The following is a 25,783-nucleotide window of genomic DNA, read 5'->3' as shown; positions in this document are numbered from 1 at the left end:
CACGGTGTCCCTCGGCGGCTCAGGCAGGATCGACGGTGACGTGCAGGTCCTGGACGCCGATCAGGTCGTGCGAGGGAATGAACGTCGGCGGCCTGTGCGGATCGAGGCCGATCCGGGGATAGCGGTCGAAGATGATGTCCAGTGCGACGCGGCCCTCCAGCCGGGCCAGAGGAGCACCGAGACAGAAGTGGATGCCGCGGCCGAAACCGATGTGCGGATTGGGGTCGCGGGTGACATCGAAGGCGTGCGGTTCGGTGAACTGGCGGTCGTCCCGGTTGGCCGCGGCGCACCAGACCATCACCATCCGCTCGGCCGGGATCCGCTTGCCGGCCAGCTCGGTGTCCGTGTTGGTCGCCCGGTAGACGGCCGAGACCGGCGTCATGAACCGGTGCACCTCCTCGAAGGCGGTGGGCACCAGCGAGCGGTCGGCCCTGGCCCTGGCCTGCTGGTCGGGGAAGGCGTCCAGGCACAGCACCGCGTTGGCCAGCAGCATCGCCGTGGTCGTGTGCCCTGCGACCAGCAGCAGGTTGCCGATTTTGGCGATCTGGTGGTCGGTCAGCCGTTGTCCGTCGACCTCGGCCTCCACGAACCGGGTCAGCAGGTCGTCACGCCCGCGCTTGCGGCGCTCGCGTGCGTGCTCGAGGAGGTACTCCGTGATCCGTTCGGATGCCTCGAGCTGGGCGCGGGCGTCCTGAGCCTGCTTCTCCGGGTCGTCGGACAGGTCGAACCGTCCGTTCGCGGCCATCATGTCGTCGACCCACTGCTTGAACAGCGGGTAGTCGTCGGCGGGTACGCCGAGCAGCTCGGAGATCACGATGATCGGCAGCGGGTACGCCAGTTCGGCCACCAGGTCGAACCGGTCCCGGCCCTGGAGCCGGTCGATCAGCTCGTGGGTGATCTCGGCGACGCGGGGTTCCAGGTCGGCGACCACCCGGGGGGTGAAAGCGTGTGCCGTCAGTTTGCGCAGTTCGCGGTGGACCGGCGGGTCGAGCTGGAAGAGGTTGCCCTCGGCGAACTGCTCGCCGCCCTCCGGCGCGAATCGGCGGGCCGTCTCCGACGAGTAGACCTCTGTGCCGCTGAGGACCTCCAGCGCTTCGGGGTAGCCGTACACGTGCCAGATGTCGGTGGCCTCGTCCCGCCACACCGGTTCGCTCGGCCGTTCTCCACGCATCCAGAAATGTCTGGTGTTCCCGGCCCACTGGTCCGCGAGCAAGGTCATGAGTTCTCCTCCGGGGTCGGAGCGGACTGGGTGGTCGCCAGCACCGCGGTGATGGCCCGGCAGATCTCGGCAACCGGGCCCGGCAGGTGCATGTCGATGTGCTTGCAGTGGATGTCGTGTTCACTCACCGTTCCGGTGACGTGCGCCGACCACAGTCCGGCGTAGGACTCGTCCTTGTCCTCGGTGGCGTTGCAGAACAGCACGTCGCCTCGGAACACGGGGGACTGGAAGTCCTTCAGCATCCGCATGTGCTCGACCATGATCGCCGACGTACTGTCCACGAGGGATCGTCCGCCGCCGCCGGACTGTCCCGCCAGCGCCGGCAGATGGCGGCCGAAGAAGTGCCGCGCCTCGTCCAGGCCCAGGATCTCGTTGTCGGCGAACCACGAGGCGGGAACGCAGTCGAGCAGGGCGAGGACGTCCACCCGGTGTCCCCTGGCCTGCAGTTCGGCAGCCATCGCGTGTCCGAGAGTGCCTCCGAGCGAGAGTCCGATCAGGGTGAACGGCCCGTCCGGCTGCACACGCAGGACCTGGTCCACGTAGTCGTCGACCATCTCCCCGATCGAGGCGGGGATCGGGTCGCCGGTGAATCCCCTTGCCTGGATCGCGTAGACCGGCCGGTCGTCGGGCAGGTGGTTGAGGTAGCCGAGGTAGGCCCACGACAGACCGATGCCGGGGTGCACGAACCACAGCGGTTCCCGGTCGCCGGTGGTGCGCATGGGCAGCACGACGTCGAAGGGATCGCTGCGGCCGTCGCCGTGCGTACCGGAGGTGAGCTGCTCGGCCAGCCCGGCGACGGTCGGTGACTGGAAGACCGCGTGGATCGGGAGCTCGACGCCGAGGGCGGCACGGATCCGGCCGACCAGCCGGGTCGCGAGCAGTGAATGGCCGCCGAGGGCGAAGAAGTCGTCGTCCGCCCCCACGGCCGGCAGGCCGAGTACCTCGGCGAACAGCCCGGCAACGGTCTCCTGCCACGGCGTGGACGGTGCGCGCCCGCTGCCGGCAGCGGCGTAGTCGGGGGCGGGGAGCATCCGGCGGTCGAGTTTCCCGTTGGGCGTCAGGGGCAGCTCGCCCACGGCCAGCACGGCGGCGGGCACCATGTACTCGGGCAGGTGCTTGCGCACGTGGTCGCGCAGCTCGGCGACGAGGTGCAGGATCCGCCGGGCTCGCACCGGGTCGTTGTGCAGGGTCCTGCCCGGGGCGCCGCCGACGACGGTGCCGGACACCGGCTCCTCCCCCACCGGTCCGCCGGGGAGGAGGATCAGGTCGAAGTGTTCCGGTGTCGTGGTGGGAACCGTCAGGGCGCCCCAGCCGTGCGCGGTCGCCCACGTGTCCGCGTCGACCGGATCGACCTCACCGCCGAAGCGGGCGTTCGGCAGCCCGGTGATCCGCACCGGGCCGTCGGTCCGGTCCCGGCGGAACCGCTCGGCGTCGGCGAACCCGCGCCAACCCCGGCTGGGCGCGTCGGCCACGTCCTGGGTCCGCCCGGTGTGCAGCACGACTTCGTAGCGGTGCCGGGTCAGCTCGTTGTGGTGGTGGCCGGGCTTGAGCCGGATGTCGGCCCCCATGCCGTGTGCACGGGCCCAGTCGTCGAACCAGTCCGGCGCGACGACGAGTTCCCGTTCGGTGAGCACGGCCCGGTCGGCCGCGGCACGCACAGCCGACTCGGCGGCACCCGGCATGCGGCCCCGTGCCACCTCGGTGTGCAACGCATGCAGGGAGTCCGCGTTGCGCACGTCACCGACCACGATCCGGCCGCCCGGGTTCAGCAGTGCGGTGACCCTGTCGAGCACGGTCCGCAGATACCCGATGTCCGGGAAGTACTGCACCACCGAGTTCAGCACCACCACGTCGAAGCGACCCGTGGGCAGGCCGTCGGTCTCGTCGGCGGCCAGGGCGAGCAGCCGCACGCGGTCGGCGAGCCCGGCGTCGGCGCACTGCGCACGCAGGCGGTCGATCACCTCGCCCGAGATGTCCGTGCCCCAGAACTCCTCGACGTGCGGCGCGATGCGCGACAGCAGCAGCGCCGAACCGACACCGATCTCCAGGACCCGGCGCGGGGACGACCGCAGCACCTGCTCGACCGCGGCGTCCCGCCAGGCCGACATGTCGGTGAGCGGGATCGGTTGCCCGGTGTAGGCGGACGTCCAGAGGGCGAAGTCCTCACCCCACTCGGCCCGCGTCGACTCCTCGACCGTGTAGGCCCGGTCGTAGACCTGCCGCCACTCCTCCACCTGCTCGGCCGCGTCGGCGGCCGCACCGGCCGCTTCGTCCGGGACGATGTAACCGACGAGGCGACGGTCGCCCGGCTGGTCCTCCCGGGCGACCACAGCGGCCTGTGCAACGCCCCTGTGCGCGGTGAGTACGGCCTCGATCTCGCCCGGTTCGATCCGGAAACCGCGGACCTTCACCTGGAAGTCGGCGCGGCTGACGTATTCCAGTTCACCGTTCGCCCGCCGGCGGACCAGGTCCCCGGTGCGATAGACGCGGTCGCCCTCGGCGAAGGGGGAGGCGACGAACCGCTCGGCGGTCAGACCCGGCCGGCCGAGATAGCCGCGGGCCAGACCGAGACCTGCTATGTACAGTTCGCCGACCACACCCGGCGGCACAAGTCGCAGGTACCGGTCGAGCACGTAGACCTGGGTGTTGGCGATGGGCGTGCCGATCGAGGGTGCCGTGTCGACGACCGCCGCGCTGGTCGACCAGATGGTGGTCTCCGTCGGACCGTACAGGTTGGTGACTTCGGCGGCGACGGTGCGCAGCCCGTCGGCGAGCGCGGGCGGCAGCGCCTCGCCGCCGACGAGCACGCGCAGGCCGTGCAGCGGCTCCGGGTCGTGTGCAACGAGCGTCTGCCACAGTGACGGGGTCGCCTGCATGGTCGTGACCCCGTGCTGCCCGATGATCTCCAGCAACGCTCCTGGTTCGGTCACCGATTCGGCCGGCGCCACCACGACGGCTGATCCGGCGAGCAGCGGCAGGTACATCTCCAGTGCGGCGATGTCGAAGGCCGCGGTGGTGACCGCGAGCAGCCGGTCCCCCGGCCCCAGCGGGAACTCGTGTGCCATCGCCCCGAGGAAGTTCATCAGCGCCCTGTGGGGGACTACCACGCCTTTCGGCCTCCCCGTGGAGCCGGAGGTGTAGATGACGTACGCCGCGTTGCCCGGTGCCAGGTCGACCTCCGGCGCGGTGGTGGGAAGCCCGGTGAGATCCAGCTCGACGGTGTCGGCGTCGATCACCAGCGCGGGGTCGCAGTCGCCGACGACATGGTCGACGCGCGCGGCCGGGTGCGCCGGGTCCACCGGGACATAGGCGGCACCGGACTTGAGTACGGCGAGCAGGGCCACCGGCAGGTCTGCCGAGCGCGGCAACATCACGACGACGCGGCGTTCGGGACCGGCACCATGACGGATCAGATGGTGCGCCAGCCGGTTGGCGCGGGCGTCGAGTTCACGGTAGGTCAGTGTGGACCCACCGGCGATGACCGCGACGGCGTCCGGCGTCGCCTCCGCCTGCCGGACGAACATCCCGGGCAGCGTGAGTTCGGGTACCGGTCGCCCGGTGGCGTTGTACCCCCGCAGCAGCAGTTCCAGTTCGTCCGGTGTCAGCAGGGCCAGCGACCGCACGGGTTCCTCCGGCGCGTCCGCCAGCTGAGCGAGCACGCGGCCGAGCCGGGCCGCGATGTCCGCGACCACGTCGTCGCCGAACGCGGCGTCCTGGTACTGCAACCCGACCCGCAGCACGGGATCGGCGGACGCCACGACGACCAACGGGTAGTGGGTACCGCTGAGCGGGCGGATACCGGTGACGGTGATGCCCGCGGCATCGGTCGCCTCACTGATGCCGGTGCGGTCGATCGGATAGGACTCGAACAGCACCAGGGTGTCGAACAGCGTGCCGACACCGGTGGCACGCTGGATGTCGGCCAGTCCGTGATGGTGGTGGTCCATCAAGGCCGTCTGCCGTCGCTGCAACGTGGTCAGCACGTCGGCGAGAGTGTCCGCTTCGGTGGTGCGCATCCGGACCGGGATGGTGTTGATGAAGAGGCCGACCATCGAGTCGACGCCCGCCACCACGGGCGGCCGCCCGGACACGGTGGCGCCGAAGACGACGTCGTCACGGCCGGTCAGCACCGACAGGAGCACCCCCCATGCGCCCTGCACCAGGGTGTTCATCGTGATGCCGAGCTCGGCGGCGCGCCGGGCCAGCTTCCGCGCCCGTTCCCTCCCGAGCGGCACCTCGACCTGCCCCAGCCCGGACTGTGCGTGGTCGTCACCCGCGGCCAGGAGAGTCGGCTCCGTGACCCCTTCCATCTCCTCGGCCCACCGGCGAACCGCCGCCGCGCGATCCTGTCCGGCATACCAGGCGAGGAAGTCCCGGAAGGACCGGACCCGCTCCAACGCACCGGGATCGCCCGAGGACTCGTAGAGTCGCAGCAGGTCACGCATCAGCAGCGGCAACGACCACCCGTCGTACAGCACGTGGTTCGCCGTGAAGACCAGTTCCGAACGCTCGGATTCCATCCGTACCAGTGACATGCGCAGCAGAGGGGGCCGGGCGGGGTCGAAGCGTGTGGCGTGGTCCTCGGCCAGGAACCTCTCGAACGCTTCCTGACGCTCATCGGCGCTGAGCGAGCGCAGGTCGACTTCGGTCCAGGGCAGTTCGACGTCCTCGCCCACCAGTTGCAGCCAGCCGCTGTCCGCATGGGGCACGAAGGCTACGCGCAGGTTCGGATACCGGTCCAGCAGTGCCTGTCCTGCCCGGCGCAGCCGCTCGGCGTCGACGGATCCACTGAGGTGGAACACCAACTGCATGTGGTAGGCGTCGAACGTCGACTGCGCGAGCATGCTGTGGAACAGCAGCCCCGACTGCATGGGGGTCAGTGGCCATACGTCGCGCAGGTCCGGGTAGCGCCGCGCGAGCAGGTCGATCGTGTGCTGGTCGAGCGAGACCAGCGGCAGGTCCGAGGGAGTGAGGCCGCCTGCCGCGGGGTCGGCGACATGACGCGCGAGCCCGGTCAGCGCCTCGGTCCACAGATCCGCCAGTTCCGCCGTCTCGTCCCGGGAGAGCAGGCCGGTGGGGAACGCGAACCGGGCGGCGAGCGTCGGGCCGGCCGCGGTCTCCACCACATACGCGCTGATGTCCACCGTGGCCATGGCCGGCTGGTCGGCGTCAAGATCGGCGAGCAGGCCCAGTGCGTCGCCCGCCACCGACCAACCGGCGTCCGACACCGCTGCGTCGGCGGCGATCCTTCCGAGATAGTTGAACCCGACCTGTCCCATCGGCAGCCGGCTCAGCTCCCGCTCGGTCTCCGGGTTCAGATGGCGGAGCATGCCGTAGCCGATTCCCTTGTCCGGCAGGGAGACCAGTTGTTCCTTGACCGACTTCAGCAGCGCACCGGCCGCGGGCCCGCCCGCGAAGGCATCGGTGACATCGATACCGGCGAGGTCCAGCCGGACCGGGAACATGCTGGTGAACCAGCCGACCGTGCGGGACAGGTCGGCACCGGGCACGATCTGTTCCTCCCGTCCGTGTCCCTCCAGGCGGATGAGCGCCGACGGTTCCACGACTCCGCGGCCGGCCCGCCACCTGGTCAGCGCCAGCGCCAGCGTGGCAAGCAGTCCGTCGTTGACCCCGCCGTGGAAGGCGGCGGGCGCACGGTTCAGCACCGCCTCGGTGACCTGCGTCGAAACCTCGACCACCACGCTGTCCACCGTGGCCATGGTGTCGACCGCCGGATCCAGCGCACGAGAGCCGAGCAACGGGTCCGGGCCGTCCAGGATCTCCTGCCACAGCGGCATCTCCCCGGTCCGCTCGGCCGCCGCGTCGACCAGCGCGTGCGTCCAGCGCCGCACCGAGGTGCCGACCCTGGCCAGCACCGGGGTACGGCCCGCGTGTGCGGTCTGCCAGGCGGTGGCGAGGTCCGGTACGAGGATGCGCCAGGACACACCGTCGACCACGAGGTGATGCAGGACGATCAGCAGCCGGGCCTTGCCGTCCGTCCGGTCGAACCACACGAACCGGGCCATCGCGCCGGCAGCCGGGTCGAGTTGCCCGGTGGCGGCGTCGAGTTCCTCCCCTGCCTGCAGCCGCCAGACGTCGGTGTCCCATGCGGAGTCGCACGGCACCCGGCGCAGCAGCGGCACCGGGTCGACCGACCCCGGCTCGCCGATCACCATGCCGTCGTCGACCAGCCGGGACCGCAGTACGTCGTGCCGGTCCAGTACGGCGCGCAGCGCGGTGACCAGTTCGTCCGCCACCACGCCGTCGGGCAGGTCCAGGATGACCGACATCGCGAACCTGTTGCCGATGCCACCGAGCTCCTGGAGATACCGGGCCACCGGTGGCAGCGGGAGCGGGCCGCTGGCCCCGCCCTCCAGTTCGGCGAGCACCGGCCGCTGTCCCGAGCCGCGACGGCGGGCGGCCACCACCGCGAGTTCGGCGACGGTACGGCACTCGAAGACGTCCCTCGGGGTGATCTCCACCCCGAGGGCACCCGCCCGTGCGACCACCTGGATCGATCGGATGCTGTCCCCGCCGACGGCGAAGAAGTCGTCATCGGTGCCGACCTGGCCGAGACCGAGGACCTCGGTGTACACCCCGACGAGGATCTCCTCGTCCGACGAGCGCGGACCACGGTACTCGGCAGCGACGAACTCGGGTTCGGGCAGTGCGCCGCGGTCGAGTTTTCCGTTGACGTGCAGCGGAAACCGGTCCACGGTCATGATCACCGCGGGAACCATGAACTCCGGCAGCCGGGCGGCGACGAACCGGCGCACCTCGTCACGGGAGACACCCGACACCAGGTCGACATCGGCGTCCAGATCTTCCTGGTGCGCTCCTTCCGGGATGACGTAACCGATCAGCCTGGGCCGGCCCTGGTCGGCACCGTGCACGGTGACCGCGGCCTGGGCGACGCCCGGGTGGGCCGCCAGTGCCGCCTCCACCTCGCCCGGTTCGATGCGGATGCCCCGTATTTTCATCTGGGCGTCACCGCGGCCGACGTACTCCAGGACACCGTGCTCGTCCCAGCGCGCGAGGTCGCCGGTGCGGTACATCCGGCTCCCCGGCGGCCCGAACGGATCGGCCACGAACCGGCCTGCGGTCAGTGCCGTCCGGCAGTGGTAGCCACGGGCGATGTCCCCGGCCACGTAGAGCTCGCCGACAACCCCGACCGGTACCGGTCGCAGGCCGTTGCCGAGGACGTACGCGCGCATGTTGCCGAGCGGGGATCCGATGCGCACCCCGTCGCCCAGCACCGGGAACGCGGTGGCGTAGAAGCTTTCGGTCTGCCCGTACGTGTTCACCACGCGTACGCCCGGTATCGCCTCGCGCACCCTGTTCACGAGGGCGTCGGACAGCGGCTCGCCCGCGAAGACGACTGCGTTCACGCCGATCTTCTCCGGTACCTGGTCCAGCAACTCGGCGAACACCGAGGGCACGCAGCTCACCACTCCGCCCGTCCATCCGCCGCGCTCGCCGATCACCAGTACGTCACGGGCGAGTTCGACGGTGCCGCCCGCGATCAGGGTGGCGAAGACCTCGAACACCGAGACGTCGAAGTTCACCGAGGTGGCCGCGAGCATCCGGGTGGCCGAGTCGATGCCGACGGCGTCGATGAGCTGGGTCAGCCCGTTGACCACGCCCCGCTGGGTGATGGCGGCCCCCTTGGGCGTACCGGTGGAGCCGGAGGTGTACATGACGTACGCGGTGTTGGCCGGCCGCGCCGCCTCGATCACGCCCACGCTGTCCGGACGCGGCCGGTCCAGGTGGATGCGAGGGCAGTCGAACGCCGGGAGAACGTGCTCGGTCGCGGTGTCGGTGATCACCAGTGCCGGCCTGGCCTCACCGAGGATCAGCTCCAGCCGCGCGCTCGGGTACCGGGGGTCGATCGGAAGGTAGGCGCCCCCCGCCTTCCACACCGACAACAGCACGACGACGAGGTCCGCCGACCGCGGCAGTGCGACACCGACCACGGTCTCCGGACCGACACCGTGGCCAGCCAGCTCCGGTGCGAGCCGGTTCGCCAGGCCGTCCAGCTCCCGGTAGGTCAGTACGACCTCGTCGCACTCGACGGCGACCGCGTCGGGGAACAGCTCCGCCCGGCGTGCCACCAGTTCCGCGACGGTCAGGTCCGGGACCGGTACGGACGTGTCGTTGAAGCGGGCCAGTACACGGTCCAGGTCTGCGGAACCCATCAGGTCGATCGCACCGACCGGCTGCCCGGGGGAGGCGACGAGGCCGGAGAGGAGCCTGACGAAGCAGTCGGCGATGCGCTGGGCGGTGCTCCGGTCGAACAGGTCGGTCGCGTACTCCAGCGCGCCGAGGACGCCCCGGCCCGGCAGGTCGGCCATGCTGACGAACAGGTCGAACTTGGCCGTGCCGGTCCGTACGTGTTCGAGGCCGACGGTGAGCCCGGGGAAGGTGAAGTCCTCACGTGTGAAGTTCTGCCAGGCGAACATCACCTGGAACAGCGGCTGGTAGACGGTGGACCGCTCCGGCTTGAGCAGTTCCACGAGTCGCTCGAAGGGGATGTCCTGGTTCCCGTAGGCGGCGAGCGCCCGGTCCCGCACCTGGCGCAGAAGGTCGCCGAAGGTGGGATTGCCGGACAGGTCGGCGCGCAGCACCCAGGTGTTGACGAAGAAGCCGACCAGATCGGTGAGCTGTTCGTCGGTGCGGTTGGCGATCGGCGAGCCGATCGTGAGGTCGTCACCGCCGCCGAGCCTGGACAGCAGTACCGCCAGCACGCCCTGCAGTGTCATCGCCACAGTGGCATCGTTGGCCCGGGCCAACGCCTCGACCCTGCGCATCGTGTCCGCGTCCACGGCGAACTCGACGACATCGCCACGGTGGCTCGCCCTGGGCGGGCGCGGGCGGTCCGTCGGCAACGGCAACGGCTGCGGGACACCGACGAGTTCGGTGCGCCAGTAGGAGCTCTGCGCCGCCATCAGACTGTCCGGGTCGGACTCGTCGCCGAGCAGCTCACGCTGCCACAGTGTGTAGTCGACGTACTGGACCGGAAGATCTTCCCAGTCCGGTGCCGCACCGCCGAGCCGGGCCTCGTAGGCCCTGGCCAGGTCACGGGTCAGCGGGGCCATGGACGAACCGTCGGTGGCGATGTGGTGGATCACCAGTACGAGCACGTGTTCGTCCGGCGCGGACCGCAGCAGGCGCGCCGCCACCGGTATCCGGGCGGCCAGGTCGAAGCGATGACCGGCGGCCGCCACGATGGCGTCGTCGACGTCCTCGGGCAGGACATCGACGACGGGTACGTCGACAACGACCTCCGACGCGGGCAGCACACGCTGGTGGGGGACACCGTCGGCGTCCTCCACGAAGACCGTGCGCAGGCTCTCGTGGCGCACGACCACATCGCGCACCGCCGACCGCAGCGCCCCGGGCACCAGTTCACCGCTCAGCCGCAGCGGGAACGGCGCGTTGTAGGTGGCCGACGGTCCCTCGAAGCGGTCGATAAACCACAGCCGCTGCTGGGCGAACGACAGCGGCACCCGCTCGGGCCGGTCCGTGACCCGGCACAGGGCGGGCCGGACCCGGGAGTCCACCGACAGGTGGCCGGCCAGTTCGGCGACCGTGGTGGCGTCGAAGACCGTGGAGATCGGGATCTCCACGTCGAACGCGGTACGGATCCGGCTGATCAACCGAGTGGCCAGCAGTGAGTGGCCGCCCAGGGCGAAGAAGTCGTCGTCGATGCCCACCCGGTCGAGACCGAGCACGTCCGCGAACAGTCCGCACAGAAGCTGTTCACGCGCGTTGCGCGGACCGCGGCCGGACGACTCGCCCGGCTGATCCGGCACGGGCAGGGCCCTGCGGTCGACCTTGCCGTTGGCGGTCAGCGGAATCTCCCCGACCGCGATCAGGGTGGTCGGCACCATGTACTCGGGCAACCGGGCCCGCAGGCGGTCGTGCACCTCGGCCACGAGCGCGCCGATCCGGCGTGCCCTGGCCGGGTTGTTGGCCAGGTGCGACCGGCCGACGGGGACGAACCCGCCGGCGAGGGCCCGCCCACGGGCGGTCTCCCGGGGGACCAGGACCGCGTCGAAGCACTCCGGTGCCGCAGCCGGGGCCAGTACCACCCCCAGGCCGTGCCCGGTCGCCCACTGCACGAGGTGCTCGGGATCGACCGCCGGTCCCACGGGCAGACCCGACGCCTCGGCGTCACCGGTGAGCCGTGCGTTCGGGATGCCACTGACCCGCAGCAGGCCCTCGTCGTACTGGCGGGCGAGCTCGTCCATCCGGTCCACCTGGTGGCCCCACCGCAGCATCGGCGCCGTGCCGAGGTCGATCACGTCGCCAGCGGCCTTGTGCAGGGTGACCTCGTAGCGGTACCTGGTCAGCTCGTTGTGCGCCGCGCCGCGCTTGAGCCGGATGTCCGCGACCGCACCGTGCCGGGCGGCCCACGCGTGGAACCACTCCGGGTCCAGCACCAGCTCCTCGTCCAGCAGCATGGCGCGCGCGACGGCCGCGCGACGGGCGGTGAGCGGCTCCTGGGGGTGCTGGGCGTGGCGTACCCCGGCGTGGAAGAGCGACAGGGACGCCGCCGACCGGACGTCTCCTACGACGATCCGCCCGCCGGGGGCGAGCAGGTCCACCGCGTGGGCGAGGACGGCATCGAGGTAGCCGGCATCCGGGAAGTACTGGACGACCGAGTTCACCACGATCGTGTCGAAGTGCTGGACCGGCAGCTCGCCGAGCCGGTCGGCGGCTGCCGTACGCAGCCGCACCCGGTCGGCGAAGCCCAGGCTCCGGACCTGCTCGGTCAGCCGGTCGATGACCGGCGCCGAGAGGTCGGTGCCCCAGAACTCGTCGACCTCCGTCAGCAGCCGGGACATCAGCAGACCGGAGCCGACACCGATCTCCAGCACCCGGCGCGGCGACCAGGCCAGGATCTGATCCACCGCGGCCGTCCGCCACTCCCTCATCTGCGGCAACGGGATGGGCGCCCCGTCGTAGCTGGAGTTCCACCCGTTGAAGTCCTCGCCCCAGGCCACGTCCGCGTCCGCGTAGAGGTCGTCGTAGAGCTGCTGCCACTCGCCGACCTGTTCGACGGCACCGGCCGGGTCGGCGACGCTCTCGCCGGGAACCAGGTAGCCGACCAGGCGACGGTCGCCGCCCGCGTCCCCGCTCCACACCACGACGGCCTGGGCGACCTCGTCGTGGGCGAGCATCGCCGCCTCGACCTCGCCGGGCTCGATCCGGAATCCCCGGATCTTGACCTGCGCGTCCCCTCGGCCCCGGAACACCAGTTCTCCGTCGAGGCCCCGGGTCACGATGTCGCCGGTCCGGTACATCCGCTCTCCGGGGGACCCGAACGGGCAGGCCACGAACCGTTCGGCGGTCAGGCCGGGGCGGTGTGCGTACCCGCGGGCCGTCCCGGTGCCGCCGATGTACAGCTCACCGGGCACGCCCGGCAGCACCGGTCGCAGCGCGGCGTCCAGTACATGGGCGCGCATACCGTCCATCGGCCTGCCGATGGGCACCGGGTCGCACACGTCGTCCAGCGACGGCATCGGGTGGCAGGTGGCGAACGTCGTCGTCTCGGTGGGGCCGTAGCCGTCCACGACGGTCAGTCCGGGGCAGGCCCGCATGACCCGCTCGACCGCGGCGGGCCGCACCACGTCACCACCCGTCCAGACCTCGCGGACGCCCGCCAGACAGGCCGGGTGTTCCTCCGCGACGACGCTGAACAGTCCGGCGGTCAGCCACAGCGCGGTGACCTCGTGCTCGGCCACCAGCGCCGACAGCGTCGCGGTGTCCAGCCGTCCGGGGGGCGCCATCACGACCCGCCCGCCGCCCAGCAGCGGGACCCACAGTTCGTAGGTCGAGGCGTCGAACGCCTGCGTCGAGTGCGCCAGCACCCGTTCGTGGGCGCCGCCGTGGTAGTGCCGGTCCTCGGCCAGGCCGACGACCGCCCGGTGCGGCACGGCGACACCCTTGGGGACACCGCTCGACCCGGACGTGTACATCACGTACGCCTGCTGGTCCGCGTGGTGCTCCTGCGGGGGAAGCGGAGCAGCCGACGCGATCCGCCGCGCCGCGGCGGGTTCGTCGAGCAGCAGAGTGGGGCAGTTCCGCCCGAGCAGCCCGGCGAACTCCGCCACCGTCACCGCGAGTCCGGGCCGGGCGTCGCGCAGCATCAGGTCCACGCGGTCGGCCGGGTAGGCGGGGTCCACCGGCAGGTAGGCGCCGCCCGCCTTGAGCACGGCCAGCAGGGTCACGACGAGGTCGGCGGACCGCGGCAGGGCGACCCCGACCACCGTCTCGCGAGTCACGCCCTGCGCGGCGAGCACCGCTGCGAGCCGGTCGGCCCGGGCGTCCAGTTCCGCGTAGCTCAGCACGGTGTCACCGAAGACGACGGCTGCGGCGTCCGGGGTGGCCGTGGCCTGCGCGGTGAACCGCTGCGGGATCGACTGTCCCGCGGCGGCGCCGGCCGTGCCGGGGGCCCTGCCGTGCTCCGCCGGCCCGGAGAGGTCGACCTGGGCCACCCGGGTGTCCGGGTCGGCGACGAGCTGCTCCAGCACCCGTGCCACGAGGGCCGCGAAGGTCTCCACGGTCCGGCGGTCGAACACCTCGTGCTGGTACTGCAGGCCGACACGCAGCCTCGGGTCACCGAACGCCATCACCACGAGCGGGTAGTGGGCGCCGCTGAGCGGACTGACACCGGTGACCCGGAAGCCCGCGGCGTCGTTGGCCTCCGCGAGCGCGACCGAGTCGATCGGGTACGACTCGTAGCCGACCAGGGTGTCGAACAGCACGTTCAGCCCGGTCGCCCGGTGGAGGTCGAGCAGCCCGTGGTGCTGGTGCGCCAGCAGCGCGCCCTGGCGGCGCTGCAGCTCGGTCAGCAGGCCGCGAAGGGTCTGCGCCGGCCGGCAGTCGACCCGCACCGGCAGCGTGTTGATGAACAGTCCGATCATCGAGTCCATGCCGGCCACCTCGGGTGTCCGGCCGGACACGGCGGCGCCGAAGACCACCTCGGTGCGCCCGGTCAGGTAGCCGAGCACCAGGGCCCAGGCGCCCTGTACCACGGTGTTCATCGTCAGTCCGAGCTCGCTCGCCAGGCGCTCCAGAGCCTGCGCCCTGTCCGCGCCGAGCGGGACGTCCACCTGACCGATACCGGAGGTGGCGGGCTCGTCGGGCCGCCGGGTGACGAGCAGGGTCGGTTCCTCGATGCCGGCCAGTTCCCGTGCCCAGGCCGCCGCCCCGGCCTCGTGGTCCTGTGTGCCGAGCCAGTGCAGGAAGTCGCGGTAGCCGCGCACCCTGGGCAGTCCCGAATCGTCCCCGTCGGACGCGTAGAGGTGGAGCAGGTCCTGCATCAGCAGCGGCACGGACCAGCCGTCGAACAGCACGTGGTGGGCGGTGAGCACCAGTTCGGACCGGTCCGGTCCGATGGTGACCAGGGTGAGCCGCAGCAGCGGGGCCGCCGCGAGGTCGAAGTGCGTGGCGTGCTCGTCGTCGAGCAGCGCGTCGAGGACCGCCCCGCGTTCGGCTTCGGCGAGTGCGCCGAGGTCGACATGGCGCCACGGCAGGTCGACCCGGTCCTGCACGACCTGCACCCGGTCTCCTGCCGCGTCGCGGGCGAACGCGACCCGCAGGTTGGGGTAACGGTCGAGCAGCGCCTGCCCGGCACGACGCGTCCGGGCCGGGTCGACGGGGCCCTCCAGGTGGAACACCAGCCGCATCCGGTAGGCGTCGAAGCCGTCGTCCGCGAGCTGAGCGTGGAACAGCAGGCCGGACTGCATCGGTGTCAGCGGCCAGACATCGCGCAGTCCCGGGTAGCCCTGCTCCCAGGCGGTGATCTCGTGCTGGCTCGCGGACACCAGTGACAGGTCCGACGGCGTCAGCCCACCGGCGCCGGGCTCGGTCGCGTGCCGCGCGAGGCCGCGCAGGGCCTGCTCCCACATCCCGGCCAGCTCGTCGACGTCGTCGCCGGTCAGGATGTGGGACGCGTAGTCGAAGCGCGCCAGCAGCGCCGGGCCTTCCGCGGTGTCGGTGACCAGCGCGTGCACGTCGAGCACCGAGAGCGCGGGCATGGCGGGATCGGGCTCCGCAACGAGGTCCGTGGTGCCGTCGGCCTGCAACCAGCCGAGGTCGTGCAGGTGCCGGGGCATATCGGTGGCGGAGTAGCGCCCCAGGTAGTTGAATCCGACCTGGGGCGACGGGTAGCGCCGCAGGACCGGCTCGGTGTCCGGGTTCAGGTACCGCAGCAGTCCGTATCCGATGCCCCGGTCCGGCACTGCACGCAGTTGCTCCTTCACCGCCCGGACCGCTTCTCCCGCCTGCCGGGTACCGGCGAACGCTCCGCTGATGTCGATCTGGCCGAGGTCGAGCCGCGCCGGGTGCATCACGGTGAACCAGCCGACCGTGCGGGACAGGTCGGTGCCCGGGACGATCTGCTCCTCGCGGCCGTGGCCCTCGACGTTCACCAGCAACGAGAGGTCCGCCGAGTCGCCTCGGCCGCGACGCCATTGCGCCATCGCCATCGCCAGGGCGGTGAGCAGGCCGTCCTGGACGTCGCCGTGGTAGGCGGTGGGCAGTGTGGTCAGCAGGTGCTCGGTGACCGGGGCGGGCACCTGCCGCCACACGTGGCCGACCGTCGACATCACGTCGATCGCCGGGTCCAGCGGGCGGGCGCCGAGGGTGGCGTCCCCCGACCCGAGGATCGCGCGCCACTTCGGCAGTTCGGCGGTCCGCCGCGGCGAGTTGGCCTCCGTCACCAGCGCGTGTGCCCATCTGCGCATCGAGGTGGCGACGGGCGGCAGCGTGACCGTGTCGCCGTCGCGCACCTGCTTCCAGGCGACGGCCAGATCCGGCAGCAGGACGCGCCAGGACACCCCGTCGACGACCAGGTGGTGCAGCACGATGAGCAACCGTCCCGTCCCCTGCGGCGGGGCGAACCAGACGAACTGGGCCACGCATCCGTCCGCCGGGGCAAGTCGTCCGGTGGCGGCGTCCAGTTCGGCCACCGCGCGGTCGTGCCAGTCCTGGTCCCAGGGAGCGTCCCATTCGACCCTGCTGACCAGGGGAGCCACGTCCACCTCGCCCGGAGCGGCGACCACGAGGCCGTCCGGCACCAGCCGCGACCGCAGTGCGTCGTGGTGGTCGGTGACGGCGGTGAGCGTGGCCAGCAATCCGTCCCGGTGGATACCCGCCGGCAGCTCGACAACCATGGACATGGCGAAACGGTTCACGTCGCCGCCGAGGTGAAGCACGTGCCTCGCCACCGGCGGAAGCGGCAGCCAACCGGTTCCGCCGCCCTCCAGCTCGGCCAGCACCGTCCTGCCTCCGGCCACCACTCCCGCCGCCCTGGCCGCGAGTTCCGCCGCCGTCCGGCACTCGAAGACGTCCCTCGGCGTGATCTCCAGACCGGCCGCCTTGGCGCGGGACACGATCTGGATCGAGCGGATGCTGTCCCCGCCGAGGGCGAAGAAGTCGTCGTCGACGCCGACCCGCTCGATTCCGAGCACCTCGGCGTAGAGGCGGGTGAGGATCTCCTCGTCGGGCGTGCGCGCCGCGCGGTACTCCCCCGCGCCGAACTCGGGTTCCGGTAACGCCGCCCGGTCGAGCTTGCCGTTCGGGGCCAGGGGGAGACGGTTCAACAGGACGAAGACCGAGGGGACCATGTACTCGGGCAGCCGTTCTGCGGCGAACCGGCGCAGGTCCCGGGCGGAGAGCGCGGCCGTCAGATCCACGTTCAGGTCACCGAGGCTGTCCACGTCGCCGAACCCCTGGTCTCCGGCGGCGACCGGGACGACGTATCCGACGAGGTGCTTGCCCGACCCGCCCTCGTGGGCGGTGACCACGGCCTGCGCGACGCCGGGATGTGTGGTGAGCGCGGCCTCCACCTCGCCCGTCTCGATGCGCACGCCGCGGATCTTGATCTGGGTGTCGTCGCGGCCGACGTACTCGTGGACCCCGTCCTGGCCGACCCGGACGAGGTCGCCGGTGCGGTACATCCGCGCACCGGGCGGGCCGAACGGATCGGCCACGAACCGGGAGGCGGTCAGTCCGCCGCGGCCGTGATAGCCGCGGCCGATGAGACCCGCGACGTAGAGCTCACCGACCACGCCGGGCGGTACCGGCCGCAGGCCCGGGCCGAGGACGTAGCACCGCATGTTGTCCAGCGGCGTTCCGATCGGGGCGGCAGGGCGCTCCCCGTCCTCCCCGCCGTCACCGGTCGCCGTGAAGGTCGTGGCGTAGAAGCTCTCGGTCTGCCCGTACGCGTTGACCACCCGCGCCTCGGGCGCCGCAGCGTGGATCCGGCGCACCAGCGAGGTCGGCAGCGCCTCGCCGGCCAGGACGACGGTCGGGGCGCCGATGTCCCCGGCCACCTGGTCGAGGACCTCCGCGAGGACTGACGGCACGGTGCTGACGACGTCGCCGGACCAGCCGCCGCGCTCCCCGATGACGAGTCCGTCGCGCACGATCTCGACACAGCCGCCGACGGAGAGAGGGGTGATGATCTCGAACACCGACACGTCGAAGTTGACCGACGTCGCGGCGAGTACGCGCGAGCCCGTGCGCACACCGATGACGTCCGCGAGTGCGCGGACGCCGTTGACCACCCCGGCGTGCGTGATCACGACGCCCTTGGGCGTGCCGGTCGAGCCCGACGTGAACATGACGTACGCGGCGTTGTCCGGGGCGGCCCTGTCGACCGGACCGTCGTCCGCCGCGTCGACGTCCTGGTCGAGCAGCATCAGCGGCACGTCCGCGGCGGGCAGCGCCGACGAGCTCGCGCTGTCGGTGAGGACCAGCTTCGGCCGCGCGTCGGCGAGTATCGCGCCCAGCCGTCTGCCCGGGTACTGCGGGTCGATGGGCACATAGGCGGCACCGGACTTGAGGATGCCGAGCATGCCGACCACCAGGGCGGCCGTCCGCGGCAGTGCGATGCCCACCAGGTCCTCGGGACCGACACCCCGGCCGGTCAGTGCGTTCGCCACCCGGTTGGCGCGTGTGCGCAGCTCGCCGTAGGTGAGCGGGACGCCCTCGCTGATCACGGCCACCGCGTGGGGGTCGGCGTCGGCCCGCACGTCGACGAGGCCGGGGACGGAGAGCGCGGGGACGGCGGACGTGGTGCCCGCGAACTGCGCGAGCAGCAGGTCGCGCTCGGCAGCGGTCAGGGTGTCCGCGCGGGACACCGGCAGGTCCGGTACCTCGGCCAGGTGCCGTACCAGGTCCAGGTACCGCGCCACGACACCCGCCGCGGTCCCGCGGTCGAACAGGTCGGTGGCGTACTCCAGGTAGCAGCGCAGGCCCCCGGTCTCCGGGTCGGGGAAGAGGTTGAACTCCAGGTCGAACTTGGCCGTACGGGTGTCGAGCACCTCCAGCCGCGCGGACAGGTCCGGCAGCTCGATATCGATGGTGAAGTCGTCCTCCCAGGTGAACATCACCTGGAACAGCGGGTGGTACGCGGTGGACCGCTCCGGGTTCACCAGCTCGACCAGGCGCTCGAAGGGGGCGTCCTGGTTGTCGTACGCGCTGAGCGCCTTGTCCTTGACCAGCTCCAGCAGCTGACCGAACGACGGGCCGCCGGACAGGTCGGCACGCAGCACCCACGTGTTGACGAAGAACCCGACCAGGTCGGCGAGCTGGTCGTCGGTACGCCCTGCGATCGTCGAGCCGATGGCGATGTCGGTGCCCGCTCCGAGGTGCTGGAGCAGGGCCAGCAGGCCCGCCTGCATCACCATCGGCACGGTCACTCCGTGCGCCCGCGCCAGTGCCTCGATCGCCGCCAGTTCGGAACGGCTCAGCGAACCGCCGGCCACGTCGCCGCGGTGGCTGGGAGCCGGCGGCCTCGGCCGGTCGAGCGGGAGCCTGGTCGGCTGAGGAATACCGGCCAGCTCCTGGCGCCAGTACTCGGCCTGTTTCGACAGCAGGCTCTCCGGGTCCGTCTCGTCGCCCAGCATCTCCCGTTGCCACAGGGTGTAGTCGACGTACTGGACGGGGAGTTCCGGCCAGTCCGGCGCCTCGTCCCGGACCCGTGCGGTGTAGGCGGCGGCCAGGTCACGGGCCAGCGGCGCCATCGACTCGCCGTCACTGGCGATGTGGTGGATCACCAGCACCAGTACGTGCAGCTCCGGGCGGACGCGAAGCAGCGTGGCCCGCAGCGGCAGGTCCACCGCGATGTCCAGTTCCTGCCCGGCAGCCGACACGACCGCCGCCTCCAGATCCGGTTCGGCCACGTCGATCACGGTCATGTCTACGACCGCCTGGTCGACGGAGAGCACCTCCTGGCACGGCACGCCCTCGCCGTCCGTCACCATCAGGGTGCGCAGGCTCTCGTGCCTGGCGACGACGTCGTGCACGGCGGCACGCAGTGCCGGAGCGTCGAGACGGCCCTCCAAGGTGAGCCGGAACGGGACGTTGTAGGTCGCCGACGGCCCTTCGAACCTGTCGACGAACCACAACCGCCGCTGTGCGAAAGACAAGGGGATCACGACTGGCCACTCCTGTTCATCCGGCGCAGACCTGGCCTGGTGGACTCGCCGGCTTCCCTGACCGCACGCGCCAGGTCGACGATGGCGGAGGACTGGAAGATGGTCCGGATCGAGATGGTGACGCCCAGTTCCTTGCGGATACGACTGCTGAGCCGCGTCGCCGTCAGAGAGGTCCCGCCCAGTTCGAAGAAATTGTCGTCGAGGCCGATGTCCTCGACCTCCAGCACCTCCGCGAACAACGCGCACAGCGCCGCCTCGTGCCGGTCGCGCGGCGCCCGGTGGACGCGCTCCGCCCGTTGCGCCGAGGACAGCGCGGACACGTCGACCCTGCCGTTCGGCAGGCGGGGGATGTACGTCAGGAGGACGATCTCGTCCGGAATCATGCAGCGGGGCAACCGGCCGGCTGCGAATCCGGTCAGTTCACCGGTGTCCACACCCGTACCCACCACATATGCCGTCAGGTTCGGGCCGCCGGGCCCGGTCCCCGCCACCACGGTGGCCTCCACCACCTCCGGGTGCCCGGCCAGCGACGCCTCGACCGCCGGCAGGCTGATCCGCACACCGTCCACCGTCACCTGTCCGTCGGTACGGCCGAGGTGCTCCAGAACGCCGTTCCGCCCGCGACGCACCGGCTCACCGGTGCGGAACATACGGGATCCGTTCGGGCGGAACGGATCCGGGACGAACCAGGCCGCGGTCGTCGCGGACCGGCCGTGATAACCCAGCCCGAGTGTCGGTCCGGAGACGTACAGCTCGCCGACGGCCCCCGGTGGCGCGGGGCGGAGGGCGTTGTCCAGCACGTAGAGCCGTACGCCCGGGGGCGGTGGACCGAACCGGAGCTCGTCGGTCACCTGCTCATCGGGATACAACGAGGCACCGTGCGTGTGACCGCCCTCGCTCGTGGCGTACACGGCCGCCCCCTTCGTCAGGTCGTCCCGCGCGCCGGGACCGGCGGCGATCTCCGATCCGTCTCCGACGCACACCGCGCCGAGCACGTCGGTCAGCCACAGACCGAAGTCACCCGCGACACCGGTGATCGGGCCGGTGTTCGGCGAACCGTGTTCGACGCGCGCGGCGAGCACGGCGTGGCTGACCTCGACGGTCCGGCGGTCCGGATGTCCCCAGACCGGCAGCAGCGCAGCGATCCGGCCCGGGTGCACCGGCTCCGGCGCGCCGGCTCCGGCCGCCGGCACGGGCAGGTGGGTGAGCACCAGGTCCGCGTCGTCCTCCGCCGCCACCAGGCAACCGCCCGCGCGCATCACCGCGAACAGCGCGATCACGAGATCCAGCGAGGGCGGTATGCGAATCGACACCGTGGTCCGCGGTGCGACACCGCGGCCGGTCAATGCCAGCGCCACCGCGGTGGCCCTGCGGTCGAGCTCCCGGTAGGTCAGCGAGTCCTCGTCGCACCACGCCGCGAGAGCGTCGGGGGTACGCGCCGCCCGCGCGGCGAGCAGCGCGGGGATCGTCGTCCGGACGGGCACGGACTCCTCCGCGACCGGGTTGCCCCGCTCGGTCGCCGAGAGGACGTCCACGGCACCGGCGCGCATCGCCGGATCCTCCGCGAGCTGGCGCAGGATCCGGGAGAACCTGGCCGCGATGTCGGTTGCGGCCGTCCGGTCGAACACGTCCCGCCGGTACTGCACGCAGGGCCGCAGCGGACTGTCGGATTCGGCGAACACCATGAGGGCCAACGGATAGTGGCTCACCGTGAAGGAGCGGATCCCCAGCACCCGCAGTCCGGCCGCCCGGCCCGCGGCGGCGATGCCGGTCCGGTCGAGTGGGAACGACTGGAAGCCGACCACCGTGTCGAACAACGCTGTGATGCCGGACGCCTGATGCAGCTCACTGAGTCCATGGTGGTGGTGGTCGAGCAGCGTGGCCTGCCTGCGCTGCAGGTCGACGACCAGTTCGGCGAGCGTACGGGCGGGATCGCAGTCCAGGCGGACCGGCACCGTGTTGAGCAGCATGCCCACGATCGCGTCCACGCCCGGCACCGCGGGCGGGCGTCCGGAGACGACGGCTCCGAAGACGACGTCCCGCCGACCGGTCATCCTCGACAGCAGCAGCGCCCACGCGGTCTGGACGAGGGTGTTCACCGTCACCCCCAGCCGCGCGGCACACGCGGCGACCGCTTCGGACTCCGCCGCCGAGAGCGGGGCGTCCACCTGCCCCGTTCCCTCACCGCCGTCGGCACGGTGTCCGCCGCCGATCAGCGTCGGCCCGTCGACCCCGTCCAGCTCACGCGCCCATGCGGCCGCGGATTCGTTCGGGTCCTGCCCGGCACGCCACTCTAGGAAGTCCCGTTGGCTGCGTTCCTCCGGCAGTTTCGCGGAGTCGGAACCGAGGTGCAGCAGCAGTTCCCGCACGATCAGCGGGATCGACCAGCCGTCGACGACCGCGTGGTGCGCGGTCAGCACCAGGTCCGCCGCATCGGGCCCGCTGCGGACGAGCGTCATTCGCAGCATCGGCGGCACCACGGGGTCGAAGTGCTCCCGGAGGTCGTCGGCGAGCAGCCGCTCGAACGCGGCCACGCGCGTGCCCTCCTCCATGCCTCCGTGGTCGACCACGCGCCACGGCAGATCGGCGTCGGAGAGGATGAGCTGAACCGTCTCTCCTCGGCTGTCGGGCGCGAACACCGACCGCAGCCCCGCGTGCCGCGCCAGCAGTCGCTGCCCGGCCGCGCGCATGCGCGCCGGATCGATCGGTCCCGACAGCCCGAGGACGTACTGCACCTGGTACGCGTCGAAGCCCGAGCCGGCCTCCATGCTGTGGAACAGCAGGCCCGACTGGAGAGGCGTCAGCGGCCAGACGTCGACCAGGTTCGGGTGCTGCTGCACCCACCCGTCCAGATCGGCCTGCGTGACCGGCACCAGGCCCACGTCAGAAGGCACCAGCCCGCTGGCACCGGGGGTGAGCGCGTGACGGGCCAGTCCGTCCAGCGCGGTACGCCACAGGTCCGCGAGCTCCTGCACCTCATGGCGGGCCAGGACGCCCGGCGGCGCGGTGAACACCGCCTGCAACCGCGGCCCCTGGTCCGTCTCCATGACGCTCGCGTTGATGTCCAGTTCGGCCGGCGCGGGCATCTTCGGATCCTGGCCGGCGTCCAGCTGACGGAGCAGGGGCACGTCGACCCGGCTCCAGGCCCCGGCGTCCGCCAGGGCGAAACGGCCGAGGTAGTTGAAGCCCACCTGCGCCGTCGAACACTCCTCGAGCACCGCCGCGGTGCCGTCGTTCAGGTGCCGCAGCAGTCCGAACCCGATGCCTCTGTCAGGCACTGTCCGCAGGCGCTGTTTGGCCAGCATGACGGCCCGGCCCGCAGCCGGGCCGCCGGTCAGCGCGCCGGCGACGTCGACACCGGCGAGATCGAGGCGGATCGGGTACACGGTGGTGAACCACCCCAACGTCCGCGACAGGTCGGCTCCCGGTACCACGCTCTCCTCCCGGCCGTGCCCCTCCAGCCGGACCAGCACGGACGACTCGGTCTCCCCCCGGGCCTGGCGCCGCGCGACCAGCGCCAGTGCCAGCGCGGCCAGCAGCCCGTCCATCACCTCGCCGCGGAACACCGACGGCACGGTGGTCAGCAGCGCCTCGGTGACCGGGACCGGCACGGTCACGGACACTTCGACCAGGGCGCCGACCACATCGGCCGACGGGTCCAGCCGGCGCGCGCCGAGCAGCGGGTCCGGCCCGTCCAGGATCGACCGCCACATCGGCAGTTCGGCCAGCCGCCGCGGGTTACGTCCCTCGTCGGCCAGCGCATGCGCCCATCTGCGCATCGAGGTGCGCACCTCGGGCAACCGCGGTTCCCGCCCTTCGTGGACGGCGGCCCACGCGTCGGCCAGATCGGACTGCAGGATGCGCCAGGACACCCCGTCGACGACAAGATGGTGCAGAACCACGAGCAACCTGCCCGGCCGGCCGTCGAACCAGACGAAGCGGGCGACGGCCCCCGAGGACGGATCCAGGGCGGCGGCGGCCCTGTCCAGCTCCCGCGCCAGTGCCTGGTGCCAGGCGGGTCCGGACGCGTCGACACCGTCGACCCGGTCCACAGCGGGCGGAACCGTACCGGTGGGCGCCACCTCGATCTCGTCCCCGACCAGACGTGCCCGCAGCATGTCGTGGTGGTCCAGCACGGTCTGCAGGGTCGCGGTCAGGGCCGCCTCGTCGATCCTTTCGGGCAGGGACAGCACCATCGCCTGCAGGAAGCGGCCGAATCCCGGGCCCCAGCCCCGGATCCACCGCGCGACCGGCAGCAGCGGCATCGTCCCGGTGCCGCGGCCGTCGAGTTCGGCGAGCGCAGTGGTCGGCCCCACCACTGACCGCGTTGCCACGAGTTCGGCCAGGGCGGCCACCGTCCGCCGCTCGAAAACGTCCCGGGCACTGATCTGCACACCGCTCCCGCGCACACGTGAGACCACCTGGATGGACTGGATGCTGTCGCCTCCGACGGCGAAGAAATCGTCGTCGACGCCCACCTGCTCGAGCCCGAGCACCTCGGCGAACTGCTGCGCGAGTGCCGCTTCCGTCTCGTCGCGTGGCGCCCGGTACGCCGTCTGCCGCTGCCGGGGCTCCGGCAGCGCCGGGAGATCGGGCTTTCCGTTGGGGGTGAGGGGAATCCGGTCCAGTTGCACGAACGCCGCCGGAACCATCGGCGCGGGCAGGAGCCGCGCGGCGAACGCGCGCAGGTCACCGACGGAGAGAACCGGTTCGAGTGCCAGGCTTCCGTAGGAGTCCCTCGGCACGCCGGCCGACCGCTCCGCCCGTTCCCGCGGCACGACGTAGGCGACGAGCTGCTTGCTCGACCGTGTCTCACGGACCACGACCACCGCGTCCGCGACACCGGGATGTCCGGCGAGAACGGCCGCCACCTCATGGGTCTCGATGCGTACACCGTGGATCTTGACCTGGGTGTCGGCCCGGCCGCGGAAGACGAGGGTGCCTTCCGCCGACCATGTCGCCAGGTCCCCGGTGCGGTACATCCGGCCGCCGGGCGGACCCGACACGTCCGGGACGAACCGGGCCCCGGTCTCCCCCGGGTTGCCCGAGTAGCCGCGGGCCAGCAGGGGACCGGACACGTACAGCTCGCCCACGACGCCGGGCGGGGCCGGACGCAGCGCGGCGTCCAGCACGTACACCCGCGCACCCGTGACAGCCCGTCCGATGGTCGGTGTCCGGCCGTCGGCGACCAGCGGATCGCTCATGGTGGCACACACCGTGGTCTCGGTGGGGCCGTACGCGTTGATCATCTTCCGGCCGTCCGCCCATGCCTCGACGAGATTCGGCGTGGTCGCGTCCCCGGCGACCACCAGGTACTCGACGGCGGGCATCGCTCCGGGCGGGAGCGTGGCCAGCACGGGTGGCGGCAGCGTCACATGGGTGATCTGACGGTTCGTCAGAGTCTCGGCGAGCGGGCCACCCGGGGCGAGAGCCGCGTCATCCGCCAGCACCAGCGTCCCGCCGGAGAAGAAGGCCATGCACAGCTCCCACACCGAGGCGTCGAACCCCGGGGAGGCGAACTGGAGTATCCGGCTGCCCCGGGTGACGCCGAGCCGGCCGGAGTGCGTGGCGGCCAACCCCGCGAGTCCGCCGTGGGTGACCACCACGCCTTTCGGCCGACCGGTGGAACCCGACGTGTAGATGACGTAGGCACTCTGCGCGGGCCGCGGGAACCCCGGCACCGGGACGTCCCCGTCGAGCTCGTCGAGACCGAGAACCCGCGCCGTCACCCCGGGCAGGTCCGTGAGGGCGGACCTGTCCACCAGTACCAGGGTGCAGCCGGATCCGTTGATCATGTACACGAGACGTCCGACCGGGTGCGAGGTGTCCAGCGGGAGGTACGCCGCACCCGCACGCAACACCCCGAGCACCGCGACCACCCAGTCCACCGACCTGCGCGAGGCGACCGCGACAACGGACTCGGCCCGCACACCGGACGCGAGCAGCCCACTCGCCACCCGTTCAGCCCGTTCGTGCAGCTCCCGGTAGGTCAACGACTCGGTGCCGGACTCCACGGCCACCGCATCGGGCACCGCCGTCACCCAGTGGTCGAACAGCTCCGGAAAAGATCGTGCGCCACCGTCGGCACCGGTGCCCGCTCGTCCCACGGCCC

General features: G+C 71.6%; 3 protein-coding genes. All 3 read right to left on the bottom strand.

The genetic code is table 11. The annotated features are described in order from the left end of the window. Positions 1-19 precede the first annotated feature (19 nt). The 3 genes from KM933_RS11995 to KM933_RS11985 are packed head-to-tail and all read right to left on the bottom strand — an operon-like array spanning position 20 to position 25,778. Entirely contained in the window at positions 20-1,219 is a 1,200-nt protein-coding gene (locus tag KM933_RS11995; protein WP_221351120.1) for a cytochrome P450, read from the bottom strand. Next, entirely contained in the window at positions 1,216-19,671 is an 18,456-nt protein-coding gene (locus tag KM933_RS11990) for a non-ribosomal peptide synthetase (protein WP_221351118.1), read from the bottom strand. The genes KM933_RS11995 and KM933_RS11990 overlap by 4 nt, the downstream gene beginning before the upstream one ends. Then, positions 19,668-25,778: a non-ribosomal peptide synthetase gene (locus KM933_RS11985; protein WP_221351115.1), complete on the bottom strand. Its 6,111-nt coding sequence runs from the start codon at positions 25,776-25,778 to the stop codon at positions 19,668-19,670. The genes KM933_RS11990 and KM933_RS11985 overlap by 4 nt, the downstream gene beginning before the upstream one ends. Positions 25,779-25,783: the final 5 nt, after the last annotated feature.

Source organism: Streptomyces beigongshangae (assembly GCF_019710745.1).
GTDB lineage: Bacteria > Actinomycetota > Actinomycetes > Streptomycetales > Streptomycetaceae > Streptomyces > Streptomyces beigongshangae.
Note: the sequence above shows the minus strand (reverse complement) of the source record. Positions and strands in the feature narration are given on the sequence as shown.